The following is an 18658-nucleotide window of genomic DNA, read 5'->3' as shown; positions in this document are numbered from 1 at the left end:
TCATCTCAATGACACATTTAGACTCTAATACAAATACTAAGTAACAAAATTGAGTCGATATGCAACATAATGATCTGTCCTTTTCCGCCTACGTCTTTAACAGGGCCAGATCATGCGTGAAAATCAAGCCATTACGTCTCATGAAACACAGGTACCCGAAAAAACCTATTTAATCTCCAAAACAGACCTGAAGGGACGCATCATCTATGCCAATCCGGTCTTTATCGAGGTTAGTGGCTACAGCCATGATGAGCTGATCGGGGCCGCCCACAATATCGTGCGCCATCCCCATATGCCTGCGGTCATTTTTCAGGATTTATGGCAGACCCTCAAGCAACAACGATCCTGGTCGGGGCTGATCAAGAACCGCCGCAAAGACGGCGGCTTTTACTGGGTCAAGGCCCGCGTTATTCCCTTGATCGAAAACGGCCGCGTCAATGGCTATGCCTCCGTACGGGTCCGCGCTCAGCCCAAAGAAATTAAAGAAGCAGAATACCTGTACCACTCCATTCAGCAACAAGGTTTACGCGGCTTTCGTCTGCATGAAGGCCAGTTGCAAGCCCGGGGCTGGCGCTCTGCCCTGAGCACCCTGCTCCAACCCTTGAACCGCAGCCTGCGTGCCAGCCTGCTGCGCTTTGGTTTCCTGACTGGCTCTTTGGCCGCCTTAAGCGCAGGTTTGCTACTGGGCAGCGGCGCATCCGGCACCTATCTGATCGCCGGGCTCGCCTCCTTGGGAGTGGTCAGCCTGGCCACCTTGGCCTATGGCTGGATTGTGACCCAACGCATGATGCAGCCGCTGCACAGCGCCACCCATATCGCCCAGCAAATTGCGACTGGCAATCTCTTGATTGATCTGAACCCGCAACACACCCGCAGCCAGGAAATTGCGCAACTGTATTTCTACATGGACATGATGCGCAAGAGCCTGCTTAGCCTGGCCCGCGACGTCCATCAGGGCATTCAGGCCTCCTTGGATGTGTCCACCCAGATTGAGGACGGCAACCGGCAATTGTCCAACCGCACGGCCGCCCAGTCCGGCTCCTTGCAACGCACCGCGGCCAATATGGAGCAATTGACCATGAATGTGCAGCAAACCGCGGATAACGCCAGGCTGGCGAATCAACTGGCCGACCAAAGCCTGTCTACAGCGCGCCGGGGCGGCGAGGTGGTGCAGGACATGGTCAGCACCATGCAGGACATCCACAATAGCTCCGAGCGCATTGGCGATATTGTGTCGATTATTGAGGGTCTGGCTTTTCAGACAAATATTCTGGCGCTGAATGCTGCGGTGGAATCAGCCCGTGCGGGTGAGGCTGGCAAGGGTTTTGCGGTGGTGGCCGGTGAAGTCCGCAGTCTGGCGCAGAAAAGTGCGCAGGCCGCCGGGGAAATCAAGAACCTGGTGGAAGATTCCCTCAAACGCATGGCAACCGGCGCCCATCACGCCAAGCGAGCCGGTTCCACCATGGACGAGATCATGCAATCCGTCTCGGACGTAACACATCTGATCAGCGAAATCTCCACAGCCTCCAATGAACAGGCCAGCGGTTTGGCGCAGATCAACGATGCCGTCTCCACCATGGACAGCGATACCAATGACAATGCTGATCTGGCCCGTAACTTAGGCGTGACAGTGCATGAACTGAGCCGTCAGGCCCAAGAGCTGAAACTATCGATCCAGCTTCTGAATACGGGGGTGACAGGCCGCTCTACTTATGTACCTGATCCGAACGCCACCCAAGAGCCAGTCCCCTTGCTGAAAGTTGCCTGATAGAAAAGCATTGGGGGCAGAGAGCTGAAAGTCTCGCTGCCCCGCCCTCTCATATTTCTCATTCGGCAAGGCAGTGGATTCAGCTAATTCTGATCAGAGACTCCATGCCACGTTTGCCAAGCACAGCTAAGGCACTCACAAAACTCCGGTCTGCTTATCCTTTCAGACCAGACCTGATAACACGATGGCGTGCAGGCCTACCCCCACCAGACCGCCCACCACGGTGCCGTTAAAGCGTATGTACTGCAAATCGGTGCCTACACTCAACTCCAGCTCGCGCACCAACTGCCTGTCGTCCCATTGGCGTACAGTGCGGGAGATGTGCTCCTTGGCCCCTTCGCGCAATTGCTCGGCTAGGCCTGCGGCGGCAGACAGCATGTGTTCGTTCAAGGTTTCACGCAGCGTCGCATCTGTATTCAAGCGTGTAGCCAGATCCTGCGCGACTTGGCGCAGATGCGCCGCCACAGAAGAATCCTCTTTGGCCAGATCACTGCGCACAACGCGCATCACATCCGTCCAGATCCCGTCTATGTATTCGCCCACATCTTTATGGTGCAAGAAGCGCTGCTTGATGGCCTCTACCTGTTCCATCAAATCCGGGTCCTGGCCCAGGCGCTGTATATAGTCTTGCACCCACTGTTCGTAGTCCTTGCGCAAGGGGTGCTCGGGTTCACTCAAAATGGTTTGCACCTCGTCCACCAAGGCGCGTGCCAGACGGTCGGCCATCTTGCCCGACAATTCATCCACAGAAGTGACCACACCCACCATGGCCAGAAGCTTGGGCCATTCGCGCTGGGCGTAGCGCACCAGCACATCAGCCACACGCTGTTTAACCGCCTCGTTGGACAGATAGCCCCCCAGTTGCTGCAAGACCTCATCCAGCAGGCGCTGATGTCGGGCATTGCGCGTCAGCAGCCCCAGAATCTGGGAGCTGGAGCCGGCCATATCCACCCGCATCAAGTAGCCGCGCACGCCGTCCGTCAAGGCTTGTTTGACGCTACGTTCGTCCAGCAAACGCAGTGCTTCACCCATGGCGGTTTGCAAAGCGCGGCTGACACGTTCGCTTTGCTCGGGCTTCGACAACCATTGCCCCAAGCGCGCCGCCGGGTCCAGGCTACGCAGTTTTTCCAGCAACATGGCCGAATCCAGAAAGTGGTCACGCACAAAGACACCCAGGCTTTCACCCAGGCTGTTTTTCTTGTTGGGAATAATCGCAGTATGTGGAAACGGCAGGCCCAATGGATGACGGAACAAGGCGACCACGGCAAACCAGTCGGCCAGAGCGCCCACCGTGGCTGCTTCACTAAAGGCCCGCAGCCAGGGCCAGAATGCAGCGATGGGAGCAGCCTCGCCCTGCCGCATCATGGCGTGGCTGAGCAGGAACAGGCAGATAGTCAGCACCAGTAACGCCAATGCACTGCGCTTCATGCGACGCAGACGGCGTTCGGGCGAATCAGGGCGAGAGGATGATGTAGACATTTCCACAGTCTATGCGTAGTTCAGCGCAAAAGCGGTATTGAATAGTGCGGAGCCAAGTCTCGGGGAAAACAATTCCAAACCTCAGCCCTCTTGGCAAGTTCACACATAGTCACCAGGCCCTTATTGTGGCCCTGTCTTTTTCTGCCTGTCCAGAAACGAATCAGCCTGGGCGAACCCAGGCTGATCACGGCACACCATCAAACAGTGTTTATTTGCAGGCCTGCTCGGCGCGCTTCACAAAGTCTGTTGTAGCGTCGCGCAGCGCTTTGGCAATCTGACCAGACTGCTTCGGAGCCAATGTGACGCCGCCGGTTGCCGTCGCCGCGCAGGCCGACAGACCCTGGCCGGTGATATCCACCACATTGATACGCAGACGTGGCTTGGCGCGGGCAATACTGCGCGACACAGCGCAAATATCCTGGTCGCAACCGTCATTGCCATCCACGAACAAGACGATCAAGGCATCCCGGTTCACGCCGTCCACCCGGCTAGCGGCCAGATTCAGGGACTGCACCAAGTTAGTACTGTCTTTAGCCTCGATATTCTGAATCAGGCTCTTCAAGCGCCCACGCTGTGCTGTCGTAAAGCGGCCCTGATAATTAGGCGCGGCACACTGTTGTGCGAAGGTTACCAAGTGCAGATCCTGCCCGGAGGGCAAGCTGTCGACCATGCTGGAGAAAGCACTGCGTGCCGCATTGATGCGCGACGTGCCCTGGAACAGGGTTTGAGCACGTTGGGTCGCGTAATCACTCCAGGAACCCATATCGTCCAGGTCCTGGCTGAAGAACCACTCCTCGTCCTCGATCTTGGCATTGACGCTCAGCAACATGGACATGGAGGAATCAAAAATGATGTAGACCTCGGGCTTGAGCACTTCGCCCTTTTCGTCCTGAGCGCACACAAAGTTAGGGTCGGACGACACCTTCGGGCCCGGTTTGGGTTCAGGTTTGGGCTCGGGTTTAGGTTTCGGTGGTGGCTCGGGCTTGGGCGGTGGCTCCGGGGCAGGAGGTGGCGCAGGCGGCTCTTCCACCACGGGCTCGGGCACAGGCTCTACTTTGACTGGCTCGGGTTCCGGTTCAGGAACAGGCACCACCGGCTCTTCAGGGGGCGGCGCTGGAGGGACAACAGGCTCTTCCACCACAGGATCATGCTTGACCACGGCGGGCGGCTCTACCGGCACCACCTCCTTGTCCCACCAACCTGGAGGCCACTTGAACCACCAGGACAAGAGCAGCGCCAGCAATAAAGCCAGCAAAGCGGCCAACAAGAACCATAGCCACGTACGACCTTTGGAGGCGGCCACGGTCGTCGCCGCAGTCCCTGCTCCCACCGCAGCCGCAGCCGGTACGACTGGGGGTGGGGTGGGCGGTGCCACCCGTTTCTGATACGCGGCAAACAAGGGTTCGGGCGATAGAGCCGGATTCTCGCTCATCACCAGCAAGGGCTTGCCGCTAACACTGTAAACAGCACCTTGAGCCGAGACGTCTTTCAGCAAGGCTTGCAGGGCTTGCGCATCTTGCGTCGCCCCCTGCTGCTCCAACTGACGGCTCAAGGCCTCGATCCGATCCAGCGATTGCTGGTAACGCGCATCCAGCGCCTGTTGCTGTGCCGCCGACAAACTGCTCTTGGGCACCGCCTGACCCTGCATGCCCGTCCACCAGGCTGTGGTGTCCGAACCATCAGCCTGATAGGTGGAAAACAGATGCGTTAAAGGTTCATCCTGGCGTTTGAGCAGGTTCAGCGCATGCTGGTGCTGCTGATAGGCAGAGGATGGTCCAACCGAATCAAGAATGACGCGCTGCATAGGCTTACTCGTCGTAACCCAAACTGGATTGCAGGCGGCTGACGTCTTTTTGCAGCTTCTGCAATTGCTGCTGCTTCTGGGCGACGGCAGCCGGGCTATTGTCTTCCGTGGAGCGGTTCACGTCCTTCAGGCCTTTATCCAGGTCCTTGAGCTGGTTTTGCAAACCGGCTTCTTTGCCTTTGCTGGCCTGCAAGCTGCGCACCAACTGCCCCATGGAGCGATTCAATGCCGTCTGGGCCTGACGCTGTTGGGCCAGGCTGGCTTTGCTCAGGCTCTGCTGGGTCTGAATATCTTTATAGACCTGATGAAACAGCGCATTTGCTTCCTGGGCACTTAACAAGCCCTGCTCGCCTGCATCAATATGCTGGCGATACGCACCGGACGTGTCGCAACTGATTTTGGTGAAGAAACCGGCGTCCCGATCAGACGGATCGCACTCGCTCATGGTGGTGGCACAACCGGCCAGCAAGAGGCTGGCGGCCAAGGGGGTCCAACGCAGAAATACTCGCATAAGAAGCTCTTTAACCCAAAGTTACGGCGGAACGCATGGAATACAGGTCGTCTACTTCTTTTTGCAGCACGGCCACTTTTACATTCATCTGGTCGATCTGGCGGTCCAGGCGCTGGACTTCGGATTTCTTGCCACCGTCTTTACGCTCGGCATCAGCCACGTCACGGTACAGCGCGACCTTCTCGTTCATGTTTTTCAGATCACGATTAAGAACATCGATATTTTTATCGATACGGGCCAATTGCTTCTCAGCCTGCTTTTTCTCCATCGTCTTGTCTTTCATCTGCTTTTCGATATCGGCAATCTGCCGCTTATCGTCAGCAATCACTTGCTGGGCCGTATTGGTACGCTCAATGATATTGGCGGTATCCGCTTCCACATCCGCCTTCATGGCCGCCAGACGATCCGTGGTGTTGGCGTATTCCGAACGGCGCTGGTCAAGGTAGTAGTTCGTACCCATAGCCACACCGCAAGCAGCCACACCCGCAATAATGGCGCAAGCCGCCTTGTTACTGGAGTTCGACAGCATGCACGCCAGCACACCCACCGCTGCCGCACCGGCGCAGGCCTGAAAGCCCGAACGGCTGAAGAATTTCGCATCCTGACCACTGGTCAGACGGTCATCGGCCTGGGCTCCGCCCAGCAAGCTACTACCCGTACTGGCACAACCCGAGAGCAAAGCGACACCCAGCATCAGGCTGCCCAGCAAAGTTCTAGGGGTAAAACGGCGCACGTGTTGCATAACTTCCTCTTCCATTTGAAGTACGTCTATTTTTATTGACTCGCTCTTTACGAGTTGGGGGTCGATTTACAACTATTTTTCCAGGCATTGATATCAATGGAATCTGTTTTCAGATAATCCTTCTGATTTTTCCAATGCACTTCCAAATAGGGTTTCAGGGCGCTCAGGCTCTTGTTTTGCTCCATCATCTGGCGCTCTATCGGCACCTGTTTTTCCAGCAAGGTCAGCCCGTACAAAGACGAGGCGTCAATTAAATTACTCGCATAATAGCGCGCCAGTTTCGTGACACGGTCTTCTTGTTCATCCAGTTTCAGCTTGCGGCTGGCACACTGTTTATCGTCCGTTCCGGCTTCGCACAAGGCGTCGTAATTGCGGTGCAGCAGCTCGACAAACAAGACATCGTCTTTCAGCTTGGTGCACAGGAAAGAACCCAACTCCAGGTTGGCGCGAATGGCTTGATCGCGCATTTCTTCCTGACGCAGATTGGCGGCCCGCAAGTCCCCTTCCAATTGCTTCAACTGAGCTTTCAGGGTGTCGTCCTCCAGGGTGTTAGCCAAGGAGTTCAAGCGTTGCACTGCCGACTCTTCCGTCGGTGCATTGGGGTTGACGGCACCTTGCTCGGTCCCCAGTGCCTGCCAGCTTTTTTCAATCGCCTGCACACGCTCGCGCGAGGTCAAGGCAATCGAGACCAGGGCCAGACGCATGCCAGTGGTCTTGGATTGGGTTGGGCCTTTGGGACCGTAGTAAGGCAGTTCCTTGCGAGCCGAGGAACGCAGCGCTTCGGGCTTGGACAGGAAGTTGCCACCCCGCACCACAAAGCCACCGGCCTGACCGTGTTGGCGATCCAGCTTGTTCAGGCGGAAGGACTCCAGAATGATCTCGTCCACATTGCCCAGCATGTCATGCAGGCCCAGCGGGTTGGCTTTCAGGCGTCCCATCAACTGCACAGCCCCGTTAGAGGACTGCGAACCGGCATACCACTCGTATTCGTTCATGCCTTCAGGCATGGGGTAGCGCACATCACGGAACTCCGCCGAGGACAGGGCCGAGCCGCCACGCGCCGCGTATTCCCATTCAATTTCAGTGGGCAAACGCACAAAGCCTGCCAAGCCGTCTTCTTTGGGCAGCTTGTCGGCGGCGTTCTCGCGCAGCCATTGGTTGTACAGGTCAGAGAAATGCACCGCATCCATCCAACTGATGTCGGTTTGCGGTACGACCAGGGTGTTTTTAGGCGTCGGGCAGGTAGCCTCGGTCATGGCCTGATACTGCAATTTGTTCAGTTCGTACTTGGCCATCAAGTAATAGCGTGACGAACCGGCTTTGCTATCGGTAAAGCTGCCTGCGATGAACTCGGGACGCTTGTGTTCGATATAGCCCCATTCTTCCGCTTCCTGACCAACCACCACACGCATATCGTCCAGGGGGCCGGCTACCGGCACTGCCACACGACGAAACACCATGGAGCCTTCGCAAGGCATGGGCAGGACCACATCGCCCTCGGCAGGCTTGGGGTTGTAGTACTTCTCGTCCCAGGGCGCGGCCTGCGCCACGGCACTGACACCCAGCAGCAAACTGGCTGCACCGAACAATGGTTTAAATTTCACGCAAACTCTCCGCAGGTTGAACCCGAACGGCCCGCCAGGCTCCGATGGCCGCCACCACGCACGCCAGGCCTGCCACCATCAATAAGGCGTACAAGGCATGGGCCACGGTGATACGGCACACAAAGTCAGTCTGGAGACCATCTCCCACCAGTAGTTGATTGAATAAGGTACTGCCCAGGCCATACAGGCCCAATCCCAAGGCGTAGGCGATCAGGCTCAGCATGACGGCCTGAATCAGCACGTAGCGCACGACGCCACTGCCATCAAAACCCAGCAAGCGAAGGACGGCCAGATCTTTACGCTTGCGGTCCACATTCGCCAGAAATGCGCCGCCCAGGGAGGCCGCGCAGCCCACAATGGCCGTCAAAGCGATCACACCAAAGATCAGGCTTAGCACGCGGTTAATGGCGCGTACGTTTTCAATGTCGGCATAGCGGCTGGCAACAGGAATGTTCTGTTGCTCCAGCCCTTTGGCCACTTGTCCAACCTGCTCAATCGAGCTGGCATAGACACGGGCGCGGGCGTAGAGCACGGGCATGTCGGCCGCCAGCGGAGTGCCTGTCGTCAGGGAGAAATCGGGGATCTGAAAACCATCACGCGCGTACTCCAGCGCCAGCAAGGTTTCCGGGGCCACAAAAACAGCCGGGCGGGAATAGCGATGCTCCGCCAATACATCGACCACCTTCATGGCTTTATCGCCATACTCCAGCCGCCCATCCAAACGACGACTAAGGCGTAAATGCAGCGGTTCGCCCAGTGTCCAGCCGAGCCTGCGGGCCGCTTCCTGGGTGACGATGATTTCGTCAAGTGCCAAGTCGCGAGCCTGGTTTTGCAGCAAAGGATCGCCCTGTGCGCTGGCCAGCACTTCTACGTTTTCCAGAAAACGACGACGGTCCAGGCGCAGATCCGCCTGGGTATTCAGGGAGCGGGTCATGCCAATGGCATAGCCCACACCAGGAGTCTGGCGCAGCGTATCCAACCAAGCCTGGTCGAAGCTGCCGCTACTCAACATCTTCACTTCCAGATTACGGGGGTCCTGCAGCAGTTCTTGCTGCAACTGGGTGACCACACCGTGCTTCAGGCCAAACAGCAGCAGCAAGGGAGCGACCACCGCCACCATGGCCGCGACCATGCAAAAGGAAATACGCCAGTCAAAGCGCAGGTCGGCCCAGGCCAGGCGAAAGACGTTTACAAGCATGGTGCCGTGGCCTCGGGGACAAAGATACTCAAGCCCGGCGACAACTTGGCTTGCAGGCGGGGAATGGCAAATTCGCCCAAACTGTCCCAATCATGCGAGACCAGCAAAACCGCCAAATTCAATTCTTTGGCCAAACTGAAAAACAACTGGAATACCTTATGGGCGGTTTCAGGGTCCAGGGCGGCGGTGGGTTCATCTGCCAACACCAAACCGGGAGCATGGGCAATGGCACGTGAAAAGGCCACGCGCTGGCGCTCGCCAATGGATAAGGCGGCAGGATACAGGTTCAGCAAGCGCTCCAGCTTCAAGCTAGCAATAGCTGCATCCAGATGATCGGCCTTGACAGGCAAGCCCAGTAGTCGGCGGGGTAAAACCATGTTTTCCCATACCGACAAATACGGCAGCAAGCCGCCATTTTGCAGCACAAAGCCCAGGTTTCTGGCCCGCCAGCGTGCGAGTTCGGACTCGCGCCCGCTGGCGTACAAGGCATTGATATCCTGAGCCTCTTTACCCAAGCTAAAAACCTGTGCCTGACTAGGGCGCAGCAGCAGCCCCAAGGTTTCCAGCAACGTGCTTTTGCCGCAGCCACTGACGCCCGTGACGGCCACAATCTGGCCTGCATCCAGAGCAAGCTCGGGCAGTTGCACGCGAAAAGCGTGGGGGCCTTGCCCCCGGGATACCTCTAGCTGCTTGATGCGGAGCATGTCAGGGCATCATCTCCAAAGGCACGGGATAGACGTCATCACGCGCATCCGCGCCTTCAGCCAGGGACACCCAACGATCCGCGTCGGCGTTATAGCGCTCGTAATGACGCAGCTTGGTGCTCAGGTCTCGAATGAATTTTTCCTGGCTCAAGGCATCCCAACTGGCCCAGGTATCTTCGTCCAGAGTCAACACGGCGCTTTGGTAAGGCAGGTCTTCCAGGTACTCACTCATCAAGCCCAGTTCGGCCAGCTTGGTGCCCTTTTCTTGCTTCAGGGTGCTGGGGTCCGCCCCCATCGCAGCCGCTACGGAACGCAAGCGGTTGAACATATCGGTGGGCGAGATCATGCCTTCGTTGGCAGCATCCAGAATCTGTTTGACCACATCACTCAAATCGCTCAGTTGCGCTTTGGTCAGCAAGACACGTACATCCGTGGTGGGGATGTTCTGGCGTACCAGATCGCGGTCGCTGATCCAGGCATGGAACACCTCAGGCGCAGTGGTGCCGGAGGTTTTGCCCAGATAGGCCAGACGCATGGCGTGGCCGATCAACTCGGCATCGGACATCATCTGATCAGTGGTGGTGTCGCCCGTTTCTGTAGCACGCGCGGCGCTGCCAATGGCATCACCGCCTTGATACGCGACTTTGACCTGCTCTGTAATGGCGGTCGCCAGGCTATCGACCATCTTGCCAAACTGATTCACATCGCCCGCATTGACGGGGTAGTACAAGGACGTCTGCGTGCCGCTGTATGTGGACAGCTCGCGGTACTGATCTTCCGCCTTGGCGTGGTTGTTTTTGCCCGAAGGGGTTTTCAGATGCAGTGTGTAGATAGCGACACCGGGCTTGGCCGCTTCGATACGCAGTTGCGGGGCGTCCAGACCGGTGGAGGAATACTTGTTGCTGCCTTCCAGCGCACCGGCATCGGTGATCAGGACGACATAGCGTGCACCAAAATTATTCCAGTTCACCTTGTCCAGCGCTTCCAGCACACCGGCGTAAGCATCTTCGTCATACGCCACGGTCGAGACTTTGGCCTGTTTCAGGTCAGCAACTTTGTCCAGAAAGTCCTTGCTGCTGGTCACGGAGTTGGGGTCCGCATACACATGGGTCAAGTACTCAATACCGGGGGCAGCTTCCATATTGGAGCGGAACGCGATCAAGCCAAACTTGACCTGATCGGACAGGCCTTGCTCTTCCACCTTGGTATAGACCTTGCGCACAGCCTCGCGGGTGCGGTCGATATACGGGTCCATGGAAATGGTGGAGTCGATCACAAAGACGACCGCCGCACTAAAGCCTTTGATCTGGGATGTGCGTTGGGCGGCATCCTGATCCTGGGCGGGTTCCGCTTCTTTTTTGGCGGCTTCTGGCTCTTTCTGGTCCGCCGTGTGTTTGGTGACCGAAGCCACATTCAGCAAACGGGTACGGAAGCCGTTTTCAGTCATGACCTCTTCGCCGCTCAAGACGGGCAAAAGGTAAAACTGCTCCTGCACATCCACAAAGTACTCCGGCTCTTGCGCCAGCACGCCTTCTGCCTGCGAATCTTTACGCAGGGACTGGCGAATAGGAGCAACCAGGGTTGCGGGGTCGGGTGTATCCAGCACTTTTTCCAGCAAGCTGCGTTCCTGGAAAAACAGCATGCGGTCACGGTTGGCCGGGTTGGTAAAGGCCAGGGTCAACTGCATTTTCCAGTCCACCGTGCAGGCCTTGTCCAGCCAGCCTACAGTCTTGCCCTGACTATCCGGGCCTACCTGCACACGCTCTGCCCCGCCCTGCCCATTACGCTGATAAATATAAAAGCGGCTAAAGGCCGGAACCGGTTTGCCCTGCTGATCCGTTTCCGAGGAAAACAGACGGCAGGACGGTGTGGTCAACACGCGCTGATACAGCGTCTTCTTGCCCTCTTGCAGCAAGGGAGCGGCCGCCTGGGCCTGACTTGCGCCCAAAAGGAGCGCGCTCAGCAAACTCAATCGAACAAGTGGACGCATCATCATTGACTCAACTCCTGGAAGCGGGCCTTGGCTTGCGCATTGTCTGGCTCAGACAGCAAGACCGTTTCGTACCAGTACGCGGCTGTCGCGGGGTTAGGTTTGCTAAAGCAAGCCTGTGCCTGGTGATCTTTAGGGTCGTATTCACGGGCGTAGGCCATGGCAATTTTCACATCACCGGACTGTGCCTTGTTCACGTACAAGCGCTGGGCCACATCACATTGCTCGGCCTTTTTGGCTTCTTCAATCACGGCCAGCCATTGCTCGGACGTCTTGGTTTCCTTGACGCACTCTTGCACGAATTGCAGGCCGGGACGGTCTGCCAGCTTATCCCTCGTGCAGTTGTCCGTCTCCACGACAGCAGGCTTGACCTCCGGTGCCTCCGGCACGGCCGGGCTATCGTCCTTGGCGGATTGGCTGTAGAACCAATAGCCTGCGGCACCGGCCAGAATCAGCAAGAGGACGATCAAGACAATCCATTTACCCATGCCGCCCTTTTTGGCCGGAGGAGCCACGGGGGCAGGAGCAATTGCCTCTACTTTGGGGGCGGGTGCTTCTACCTTGACGGGTTCGGGCTCAGGCACAGGTTCTGCTACTTCAACCACGGGTGGCGTTTCAGGAACGGGCTCGGGAGCAGGCGGTTCAGGAACCGCAGCCACAGGCATGGTCAATTCCATGGCCTGGGCATTCCCCCCTGCCGTGGAGGGCAGAATGGCCTTGTCCAGCTTCAATGGGCTTCTGCCCAGTTCTTCACCGCTCGCCTCGGCCAAGGTAATTTGATACGCATCGCTGGCATTGGCCAGCAGCGAATCCACAATATCCGCGTTCAACAGAACGGCGATGCCCTCTTCGTGCTCGGTCCAGCCTTGTTGCGGCAACCAGCGCAAAGACGCATCCCAGCTTTGAGCCGAGTGCAGGTAATAGCTGTTCTGGCTGCGCTGAATGGCAATAGCGTATTCGCCCAGGTCCAGTTCATCATCCAGATCACGCACATACAGACGAGCACGGCCAGGAACGGCGGGCTCCAAAGCCTGCAAACTAAATCTTAATTTCATGCCACGCTCTTATCGGTAAAACATTCCAAAATGCGTCCCAAAGCCTGATTCTGTTCCAGGCTCAGTTCACGGCCACCTTCATAACCAGCGTTATTCAAGGTGGTATGGGCCAAAGCGGCCAGCCATTGTTCAAAAAAGATCAAACCGTGGTCTTGCGGCTGAGCAGGCAAAGCAGGCATGCCATCCGCCCCAAAGGCTTTAGGATTCTTGAAGACATCCTCGCTGCCGCCTTTCAGGTAGAACCAGGTCACGAACTCGCTGATCGTCATGGCCACATTGCAAACCTGACGGTCAGCCAGTCGCTCGCGGCGCACGCCGCTTTGACGGCGCTTGGTCAGCACGGCCAGCAACTTGTCCTGCAAGGCCCAGCGGTCCGACGCCACAATCAGCTCCTCGACCAGGCTGGAGAGCAGATCCACCGGCATGCGCAATACGTTCTGGTTGGTACGGCTGGCGGGTAATTCGCGCAACTGGCTGACCCAACTGCGGTAGACCAGATCGGCATACTGCTGCTCGAATGGCTGCTCCTGGGTCAAGACGCCCGGCTCATCCGGCTCGGACTTACTGGAACCCAGACTCAGGAACAAGTCACGCAAGGTGTCTTGCGGGATGTGCAAGGCAGCCAGCAGTTCGCCCACAATGGCACGGTAAGCAGGCAATTCCTGACGGAACTGTTTAGCCAGCGCTTCCTTGACCACAGACTGTTGATCGCCATCCTGGCTGTACCAGGAATGCAGGGACTTCTTGACCAAGGTGTCGTGCAGGCTGCGGAACTGCTCTTGCAGACGCATCAGCTTGAAATCCAGGCCACCGATCTGGGCCACATACGCGCGCAAGCGCTGCATGCCACCGTCATTCAGGGCCAGCATGGCATCCCAGGCTTGAGCCGGATCGCTCAATTGCTGTGCCAGCGAGGGGTTTTCAATAAAGCTGCCGCGCATGCGACCCATTTTCTCGGCCACGGATGCGGTAATCGACAGCTCCCGACTTTCTGTGTCCAGATCGATAAAGGGGGTAGGCATGCCCGGCTTGCGCACCAGGAAGGTGTTGGAGAATGGCTCGTCAGGACGCCATTGCTGCAGCCATTCACAATGGCCGAAACGCTCTTTGAAGCTCATCTTCATCAAGCCGTCCCAGCTATCGCGCACCTGGGCATCATCCTGAATCAGGGAAGCACCAATACGCTTGTCGAACATGGTGATGGCCCACATCAGGCCCACTTTACGGCTCTGACGTTCCTGCGGCGTGGCCCCTTGGGTGCGATGGACCCAGCGCGTCAGCACGGGTTCAACATCCTTCACATCGCTTTGCTTGTCCGAAGCGGTACACATGACCAGGCCATTCATTTCCTGCTGGTCGGTATAGCGCTCGAACAGATAGGCCACCTTGCCGCGCAGAATCAGTTGCGAGGCGGGGTTGCCACCACTGCTTTCCGACGCCGCACCGGCATCCTGCACGGAACGGATATTCAGACGACCGCGGTAACCGGGGAAGTCCAGCAGATCCACCTTGTCTACGCCACCGGCTTGGGTTTCGCCAATCAGGGGGAAGGTCAGCTCAACGGTTAGCGCTGCCAGGTGGGCCAAAGGCACTTCCACCGCCTGGGAGGCAATCACTGGCTGGCCGTCCTGCTCACGCACCGGCAAGACGCTCAGGCTTTTCTCGGTGGGGCTGCCCAGCGATTCGAGCACATCCACGTTCATGATGCTGTCTTGCTGCACAAAACCATCGCCTTCGCGACGGATCAAGGCGGTCAGCGGTGCATAGACCTTGCTGGGATGGCCCAGCGCTTGCAGCACTTTAGCCAGGCCTATGTACAGCTCGCTTAGCTCGGCTTGCTCGCCCCACAGAATCGAGAACAACTGTGCCCGATCTTCCAGACGCAAGGCGGGGGCCAGATTGATGACCTCCGGCCAGTAGGTGCTATCCAGCAAACGGGTGGTATTGCCAAAGCTGCTGCGCACGTAATCCCACAGAGAGACCGCGTCGTCAGCGCTTAAGCCTGCATCGTTCGCACCGGCCCGGCTTTTCAGCGAGTCAATCAGCGCCTTGATACGGTCAGCGGCAAAGGTGTAGCCGATCTGCTCTTTGTCAAAGTCATTGAAATAACTGTTGACCAGAATCTTGACCATATCGACTTCAGAGAAAATCTGCAGTTCGACAGGAAACGCATCGGGGCCCGCGGTGGCATTGCGGCTGAAACGCGTCACCAGACCCGTGGCTTCTTTACCGCCCCCTGGTGGGTTCACGTGACGCAAGAAGTCGATGGTTTCACCACCGTAATTGGTTTCCAGACGGCCGTTGCCACCTGCGGCAAGGCTGGAAATCAGGTAAGACTTGCCTGCCTGCGACAGGCCGAAAAAACCAATTGTCATGGGGCGGCCCGACACCACGCCCAGACTGCGGGCGGTATTGCGGGCGCGGCGCAGTTCCAGCACCAGGCTATCGGCCTGTGCGTTCAGGCGCTGCGAGGAGCCGCGAGCCTGCGTCACCCAGTCAATAGCCTGCCCGGCGCTCTGATATGCGTTCTGCCAGTCCTGGCACAGGTCCTGCTGTAAGGTCGTCATGTCCATCATTTGAGCACTACGCTCCCACTATCGAGCCAATATGGAGAATCACCCAGGCCTGCTTCCAGCATGGTGTTGAGCTGGATTCGGACGGCCCCTTTGGACACACCGCTTAATTTGAAATCTCGGGGTGCCGAATTCTTGATCTTCAATCGATCACTAATCAAGCGACGCCCTTGCCCGCCTTGGGACGCCTTATCCACCATCAAGGTCACTTCCATGGAAGGCAACTGACCATCATCATCGGGCGCATCGGCCATCTGGCGACGCACCTTTTCGTTCAGGTGCAGGTAGTACAAAGGCGAAGCAGGCCAGCGCTCAACATCCAATTGGCGGTAACCCAGACGCAGATAACTGCCCTGCATCAAGAGGTGATAGCCGTCGGAATCTTCGCTGCTGACACTTTCCAGCGTGACCATTTCCTCGCGCGTATCGGGGTCCATCTGGAGCACGTCCTTGTAGACGATGTCCTGATCCTTGATCTGATTATTGGAGTCAATAATCCCGATATGACGCAGGGTGGAACGGGGACGCAGATTCGATACTTTGAAATTGAACTGGTCAATATTCATGTTGTAGCAAAGCAGGCACAACATGGCGCCGACCGAGGCCGTGCTCTTGGGGTCGTCAATCCGGCCATTGGTATGGAAGGGATACCAGCTACCTGTGCGGTAATTGTGCAAAGGCAGCAGTCGCGCAGGCGACACCGGCATTTGCGAGCGCACATAAGCTTGTACTCCGGGCAGACGCGAGGGGCGTCCGGCCATCAGCACAATGTCGCAATCGTAGTAGCTCAGCACTTCGCAGAAGGCGCGCAAAGGGTCATTAATGTTCAGAGAACCACTGACCAGACCTTGATGCAGATGAGCCAGATCAAAGGGCTGCTCGACCTGCGCCAGTTCAAACTCCACCCGCTTGCCCGCATGTTTATGCAGCTCGTCCAGAACGTACTGCACGACTTTGCTGGATACACGCGGCAAGGCATCGGCAGACCCGGCGGAGGCATGGGACAGCGGTGCATTGGCCTGATCACCCTGCAAGTGCTCGAACTCCAACAGCTCGCCCCACGGCAAGGACTGGATGGCGCGTGGGTCGTCATGCGGATCGTAAGCTTCGTAGCGTTTCAGGAACTCCAGGCCCAAGGGCACAAAGACCTGCAAGGCCAGTTGCTGACGCAAGACGGCTTTATCGGCATCGGCTTTTTCATTGCCGCACAGACGCGACAAGAACACGTCCGTGTCTTCAACACCCACATGGCTCAAGGCATCTTCAAAGGCAGGCAGAACATAGCGCTGAATCACATCCAGCAAGATATCGTCCCCGGCCACCCGGAAGCTGTCGCGGAAACGCTGCTTGGGCGAGATGGTCAGATTACTGCCACCACCCGCCCCGGCCGGGCGACGCAAGGTGTAGTCGCTGATCACGATATCGGTCGTACCACCACCAATATCAATAATGCCCAGCGTCAGCGTTTCACGATCTTCTTTATAGGGAGCGGCAACGGCATCAAAGAACTCATCCGCATGGCCTGCAAAGTTCTGCGTAATTTCGGTAAACAAGTAGACCAGTTGCGAGCTGGTGGCCTCATCCCACTCCACGCGAAACTCGGGCAGCGGCACACGCAAGTTTTCTGGCATGCGACCCGACTCGGACGGCTCCAGACCGTAAGGATCTTCTTCGCCCTGATACCAGTCCATGCTGGTCCACAGCAGGCCAATGGCCTGACGCAACCGTTCGGCCAGCAAGCTGCGCTCGACCAATGGCATGCCGGGAGGCACGGTCAAGACAATATTGCTCAGGCGACGGGGTTTGTTGGAGTGCCCCTGACGTACCCGTTGTGCGGGGCTGTTGATTTGCAACAGCGCCTGCGCCAGCACTTCGGTCAGCATGAAAGTCATGACCGAGCTGCGGGAATAGAAAGGCTCAAAAACGGGCAGGCGGTCGTCCTCTTCCAGCGTGTAGAGGGCTTCACCGCGCTCGTCGATATGCAGGGAGAACGGTGCCGCCAGGGCACGCGGCTCAGCATCAGAGCGGTCATACTGCTGGCTGAAACGCCAGCCGTGCTTGTATTCGTTTTCGTCCCACAAGTAACGCTTGGGGCTGGACAGGCCAGTCGTCCCCTCGGTTCCGCGACGGCGAGCAGCCAGACGGGCCGCTTCATCCCCGACACGCACCAAAGTGGGCCAGGAAAAGGCCGTGGGACGTCCGCTTTTCAGGGACAAGTGGTTCTTGCCAAAGTCCGTCTGCGCAAACTCCACGCGACTTTCAAAGGGCTTGCTGTACACCTGATGCGGATGGGACAAATCGCGCAGTTGCAGCACATAGTTCTGCCGCAAGCCCGAGTCGTCCTGACCGTGGTTTTCAATCAAAATCCCGCAGGTGCGCGAGTTGCCGACGTCCAGCACCAAGTCCACAGGAATGACCTGCTCGCTTTGCCAGTTGGCGGCCAGCACTTTGATGTCTGGCAAACGCACCCAGGCTTCCGAACGCCCTTCCACACACTCATGCGGTGGCGCGAACAAGCCCAGCAGATTCAAGAAGTGCAACTGCGCCGAACGCAAGGCGTTAATGTCTTCGCCAAAGTCGATATTGCGCGTTTTATTGACGTTGTCCTTATAGACTTCCAGCAGCCATTCCTGCACCCAGTCGCGGTTCAGGAACCAGTCCATATGGGCGCTGTCGCAAGCAATGCGGAACAAGGCACCGGCATTGATGTCTTCACGCAAGGGGGCCAGATAGGCCGCGCCCTCGGTCAGATCCACCACGCTGGTGTCGCAGGCCACGGTAATGCGGTGCGTATTGCCATCGCGATCTGGCGTTTCCAGACGCACCACGCGCAAGCGGCTCCAACTGGCTGGGCCATTATCAAAGCGATGGGGTGCCACAAAGCGCACATACGGCACAGGCAGCCACAGGCCGTCGAACAGGTCCAGGGTACGGCTTAGGGAAACATCGCATTCCTGATCATTGCGAGCCCCACCCTGATACACCCCAACCTCGCCTTCAGGCTGGTGGAACAGGGTTTGTTCCTGGCCGAACTGCAGGCCTTCAAACAGGAAACGCCAGTTCTGGCCGTTCGTGCTGAAAAAGGTATGGCTCAGGGTGCCCAGTTTCTTGCTGCCCAAAGTGGGAGCATTGATGTCAAAACCGAAGTCCATGAACTGGACTCCGGTGTTTTCGATCAAAGTAACCAAGCCATCGTGTTTGAGTAATTCAGGCAACATAAGATTCAAGCA

Annotated in this window: 12 protein-coding genes; 1 reads left to right on the top strand and 11 read right to left on the bottom strand. The window is 57.5% G+C overall.

Features of this window, described 5'->3' with window-relative positions; translation table 11 throughout:
- Window positions 1–112 precede the first annotated feature (112 nt).
- The gene (locus OSH09_RS00570) at window positions 113–1768 is read left to right on the top strand and encodes a methyl-accepting chemotaxis protein (protein ID WP_207873812.1); all 1656 of its coding nucleotides are present in this window, start codon (window positions 113–115) and stop codon (window positions 1766–1768) included.
- A 162-nt stretch (window positions 1769–1930) separates the two neighbouring features.
- On the opposite strand, the gene OSH09_RS00565 is transcribed toward OSH09_RS00570, so the two are convergent.
- The 11 genes from OSH09_RS00565 to OSH09_RS00515 form a co-directional block, all read right to left on the bottom strand.
- Window positions 1931–3247, bottom strand: a complete 1317-nt coding sequence (locus tag OSH09_RS00565) for a DUF445 domain-containing protein (RefSeq protein WP_266119793.1) — start codon at window positions 3245–3247, stop codon at window positions 1931–1933.
- Between the two features lie 208 nt (window positions 3248–3455).
- Window positions 3456–5051 (bottom strand): vWA domain-containing protein, encoded by a 1596-nt coding sequence (locus tag OSH09_RS00560; RefSeq protein WP_266119792.1) that lies wholly within the window; start codon window positions 5049–5051, stop codon window positions 3456–3458.
- Window positions 5052–5055: 4 nt separating this feature from the next.
- Window positions 5056–5562 (bottom strand): hypothetical protein, encoded by a 507-nt coding sequence (locus OSH09_RS00555; RefSeq protein ID WP_222668555.1) that lies wholly within the window; start codon window positions 5560–5562, stop codon window positions 5056–5058.
- Between the two features lie 10 nt (window positions 5563–5572).
- Complete coding sequence (locus tag OSH09_RS00550; protein ID WP_207873808.1) at window positions 5573–6304, bottom strand: hypothetical protein; 732 nt, start codon at window positions 6302–6304, stop codon at window positions 5573–5575.
- A 47-nt stretch (window positions 6305–6351) separates the two neighbouring features.
- On the bottom strand, window positions 6352–7908 hold the full coding sequence (locus tag OSH09_RS00545; RefSeq protein WP_266119791.1) for a formylglycine-generating enzyme family protein: 1557 nt from the start codon (window positions 7906–7908) through the stop codon (window positions 6352–6354).
- A complete protein-coding gene (locus tag OSH09_RS00540; protein ID WP_266119790.1) occupies window positions 7898–9106 on the bottom strand; it encodes an ABC transporter permease in 1209 nt (402 codons plus the stop codon). Before OSH09_RS00540 ends, OSH09_RS00545 begins: the two co-directional genes overlap by 11 nt.
- Window positions 9097–9810, bottom strand: a complete 714-nt coding sequence (locus tag OSH09_RS00535) for an ABC transporter ATP-binding protein (RefSeq protein ID WP_207873805.1) — start codon at window positions 9808–9810, stop codon at window positions 9097–9099. The genes OSH09_RS00540 and OSH09_RS00535 overlap by 10 nt, the downstream gene beginning before the upstream one ends.
- 1 nt (window position 9811) lies before the next feature.
- Window positions 9812–11806 carry a vWA domain-containing protein gene (locus OSH09_RS00530; RefSeq protein ID WP_266119789.1) on the bottom strand — a complete coding sequence of 665 codons (1995 nt, stop codon included), beginning with the start codon at window positions 11804–11806 and terminating at the stop codon, window positions 9812–9814.
- Entirely contained in the window at window positions 11803–12855 is a 1053-nt protein-coding gene (locus OSH09_RS00525; RefSeq protein WP_266119788.1) for a hypothetical protein, read from the bottom strand. Before OSH09_RS00525 ends, OSH09_RS00530 begins: the two co-directional genes overlap by 4 nt.
- Complete coding sequence (locus OSH09_RS00520) at window positions 12852–15422, bottom strand: virulence factor SrfC family protein (protein ID WP_266119787.1); 2571 nt, start codon at window positions 15420–15422, stop codon at window positions 12852–12854. Before OSH09_RS00520 ends, OSH09_RS00525 begins: the two co-directional genes overlap by 4 nt.
- Before the next feature lie 5 nt (window positions 15423–15427).
- The gene (locus tag OSH09_RS00515) at window positions 15428–18646 is read right to left on the bottom strand and encodes a virulence factor SrfB (protein WP_207873801.1); all 3219 of its coding nucleotides are present in this window, start codon (window positions 18644–18646) and stop codon (window positions 15428–15430) included.
- Between the last annotated feature and the right edge of the window lie 12 nt (window positions 18647–18658).

The organism is Alcaligenes parafaecalis (assembly GCF_026344135.1).
GTDB classification, from domain to species: Bacteria; Pseudomonadota; Gammaproteobacteria; order Burkholderiales; family Burkholderiaceae_B; genus Alcaligenes; species Alcaligenes parafaecalis.
The sequence above is the reverse complement of the archived record's forward strand: the minus strand, read 5'-3'. Positions and strand labels throughout refer to the sequence as shown.

Excerpts from the sequence above, each read along its gene's own strand:
- OSH09_RS00570 (WP_207873812.1), top strand. The coding sequence starts at position 113 with ATGCGTGAAAATCAAGCCATTACGTCTCATGAAACACAGGTACCCGAA.
- OSH09_RS00565 (WP_266119793.1), bottom strand. The coding sequence starts at position 3,247 with ATGTCTACATCATCCTCTCGCCCTGATTCGCCCGAACGCCGTCTGCGT.
- OSH09_RS00560 (WP_266119792.1), bottom strand. The coding sequence starts at position 5,051 with ATGCAGCGCGTCATTCTTGATTCGGTTGGACCATCCTCTGCCTATCAG.
- OSH09_RS00555 (WP_222668555.1), bottom strand. The coding sequence starts at position 5,562 with ATGCGAGTATTTCTGCGTTGGACCCCCTTGGCCGCCAGCCTCTTGCTG.
- OSH09_RS00550 (WP_207873808.1), bottom strand. The coding sequence starts at position 6,304 with ATGCAACACGTGCGCCGTTTTACCCCTAGAACTTTGCTGGGCAGCCTG.
- OSH09_RS00540 (WP_266119790.1), bottom strand. The coding sequence starts at position 9,106 with ATGCTTGTAAACGTCTTTCGCCTGGCCTGGGCCGACCTGCGCTTTGAC.
- OSH09_RS00535 (WP_207873805.1), bottom strand. The coding sequence starts at position 9,810 with ATGCTCCGCATCAAGCAGCTAGAGGTATCCCGGGGGCAAGGCCCCCAC.
- OSH09_RS00530 (WP_266119789.1), bottom strand. The coding sequence starts at position 11,806 with ATGATGATGCGTCCACTTGTTCGATTGAGTTTGCTGAGCGCGCTCCTT.
- OSH09_RS00525 (WP_266119788.1), bottom strand. The coding sequence starts at position 12,855 with ATGAAATTAAGATTTAGTTTGCAGGCTTTGGAGCCCGCCGTTCCTGGC.
- OSH09_RS00520 (WP_266119787.1), bottom strand. The coding sequence starts at position 15,422 with ATGACGACCTTACAGCAGGACCTGTGCCAGGACTGGCAGAACGCATAT.
- OSH09_RS00515 (WP_207873801.1), bottom strand. The coding sequence starts at position 18,646 with ATGTTGCCTGAATTACTCAAACACGATGGCTTGGTTACTTTGATCGAA.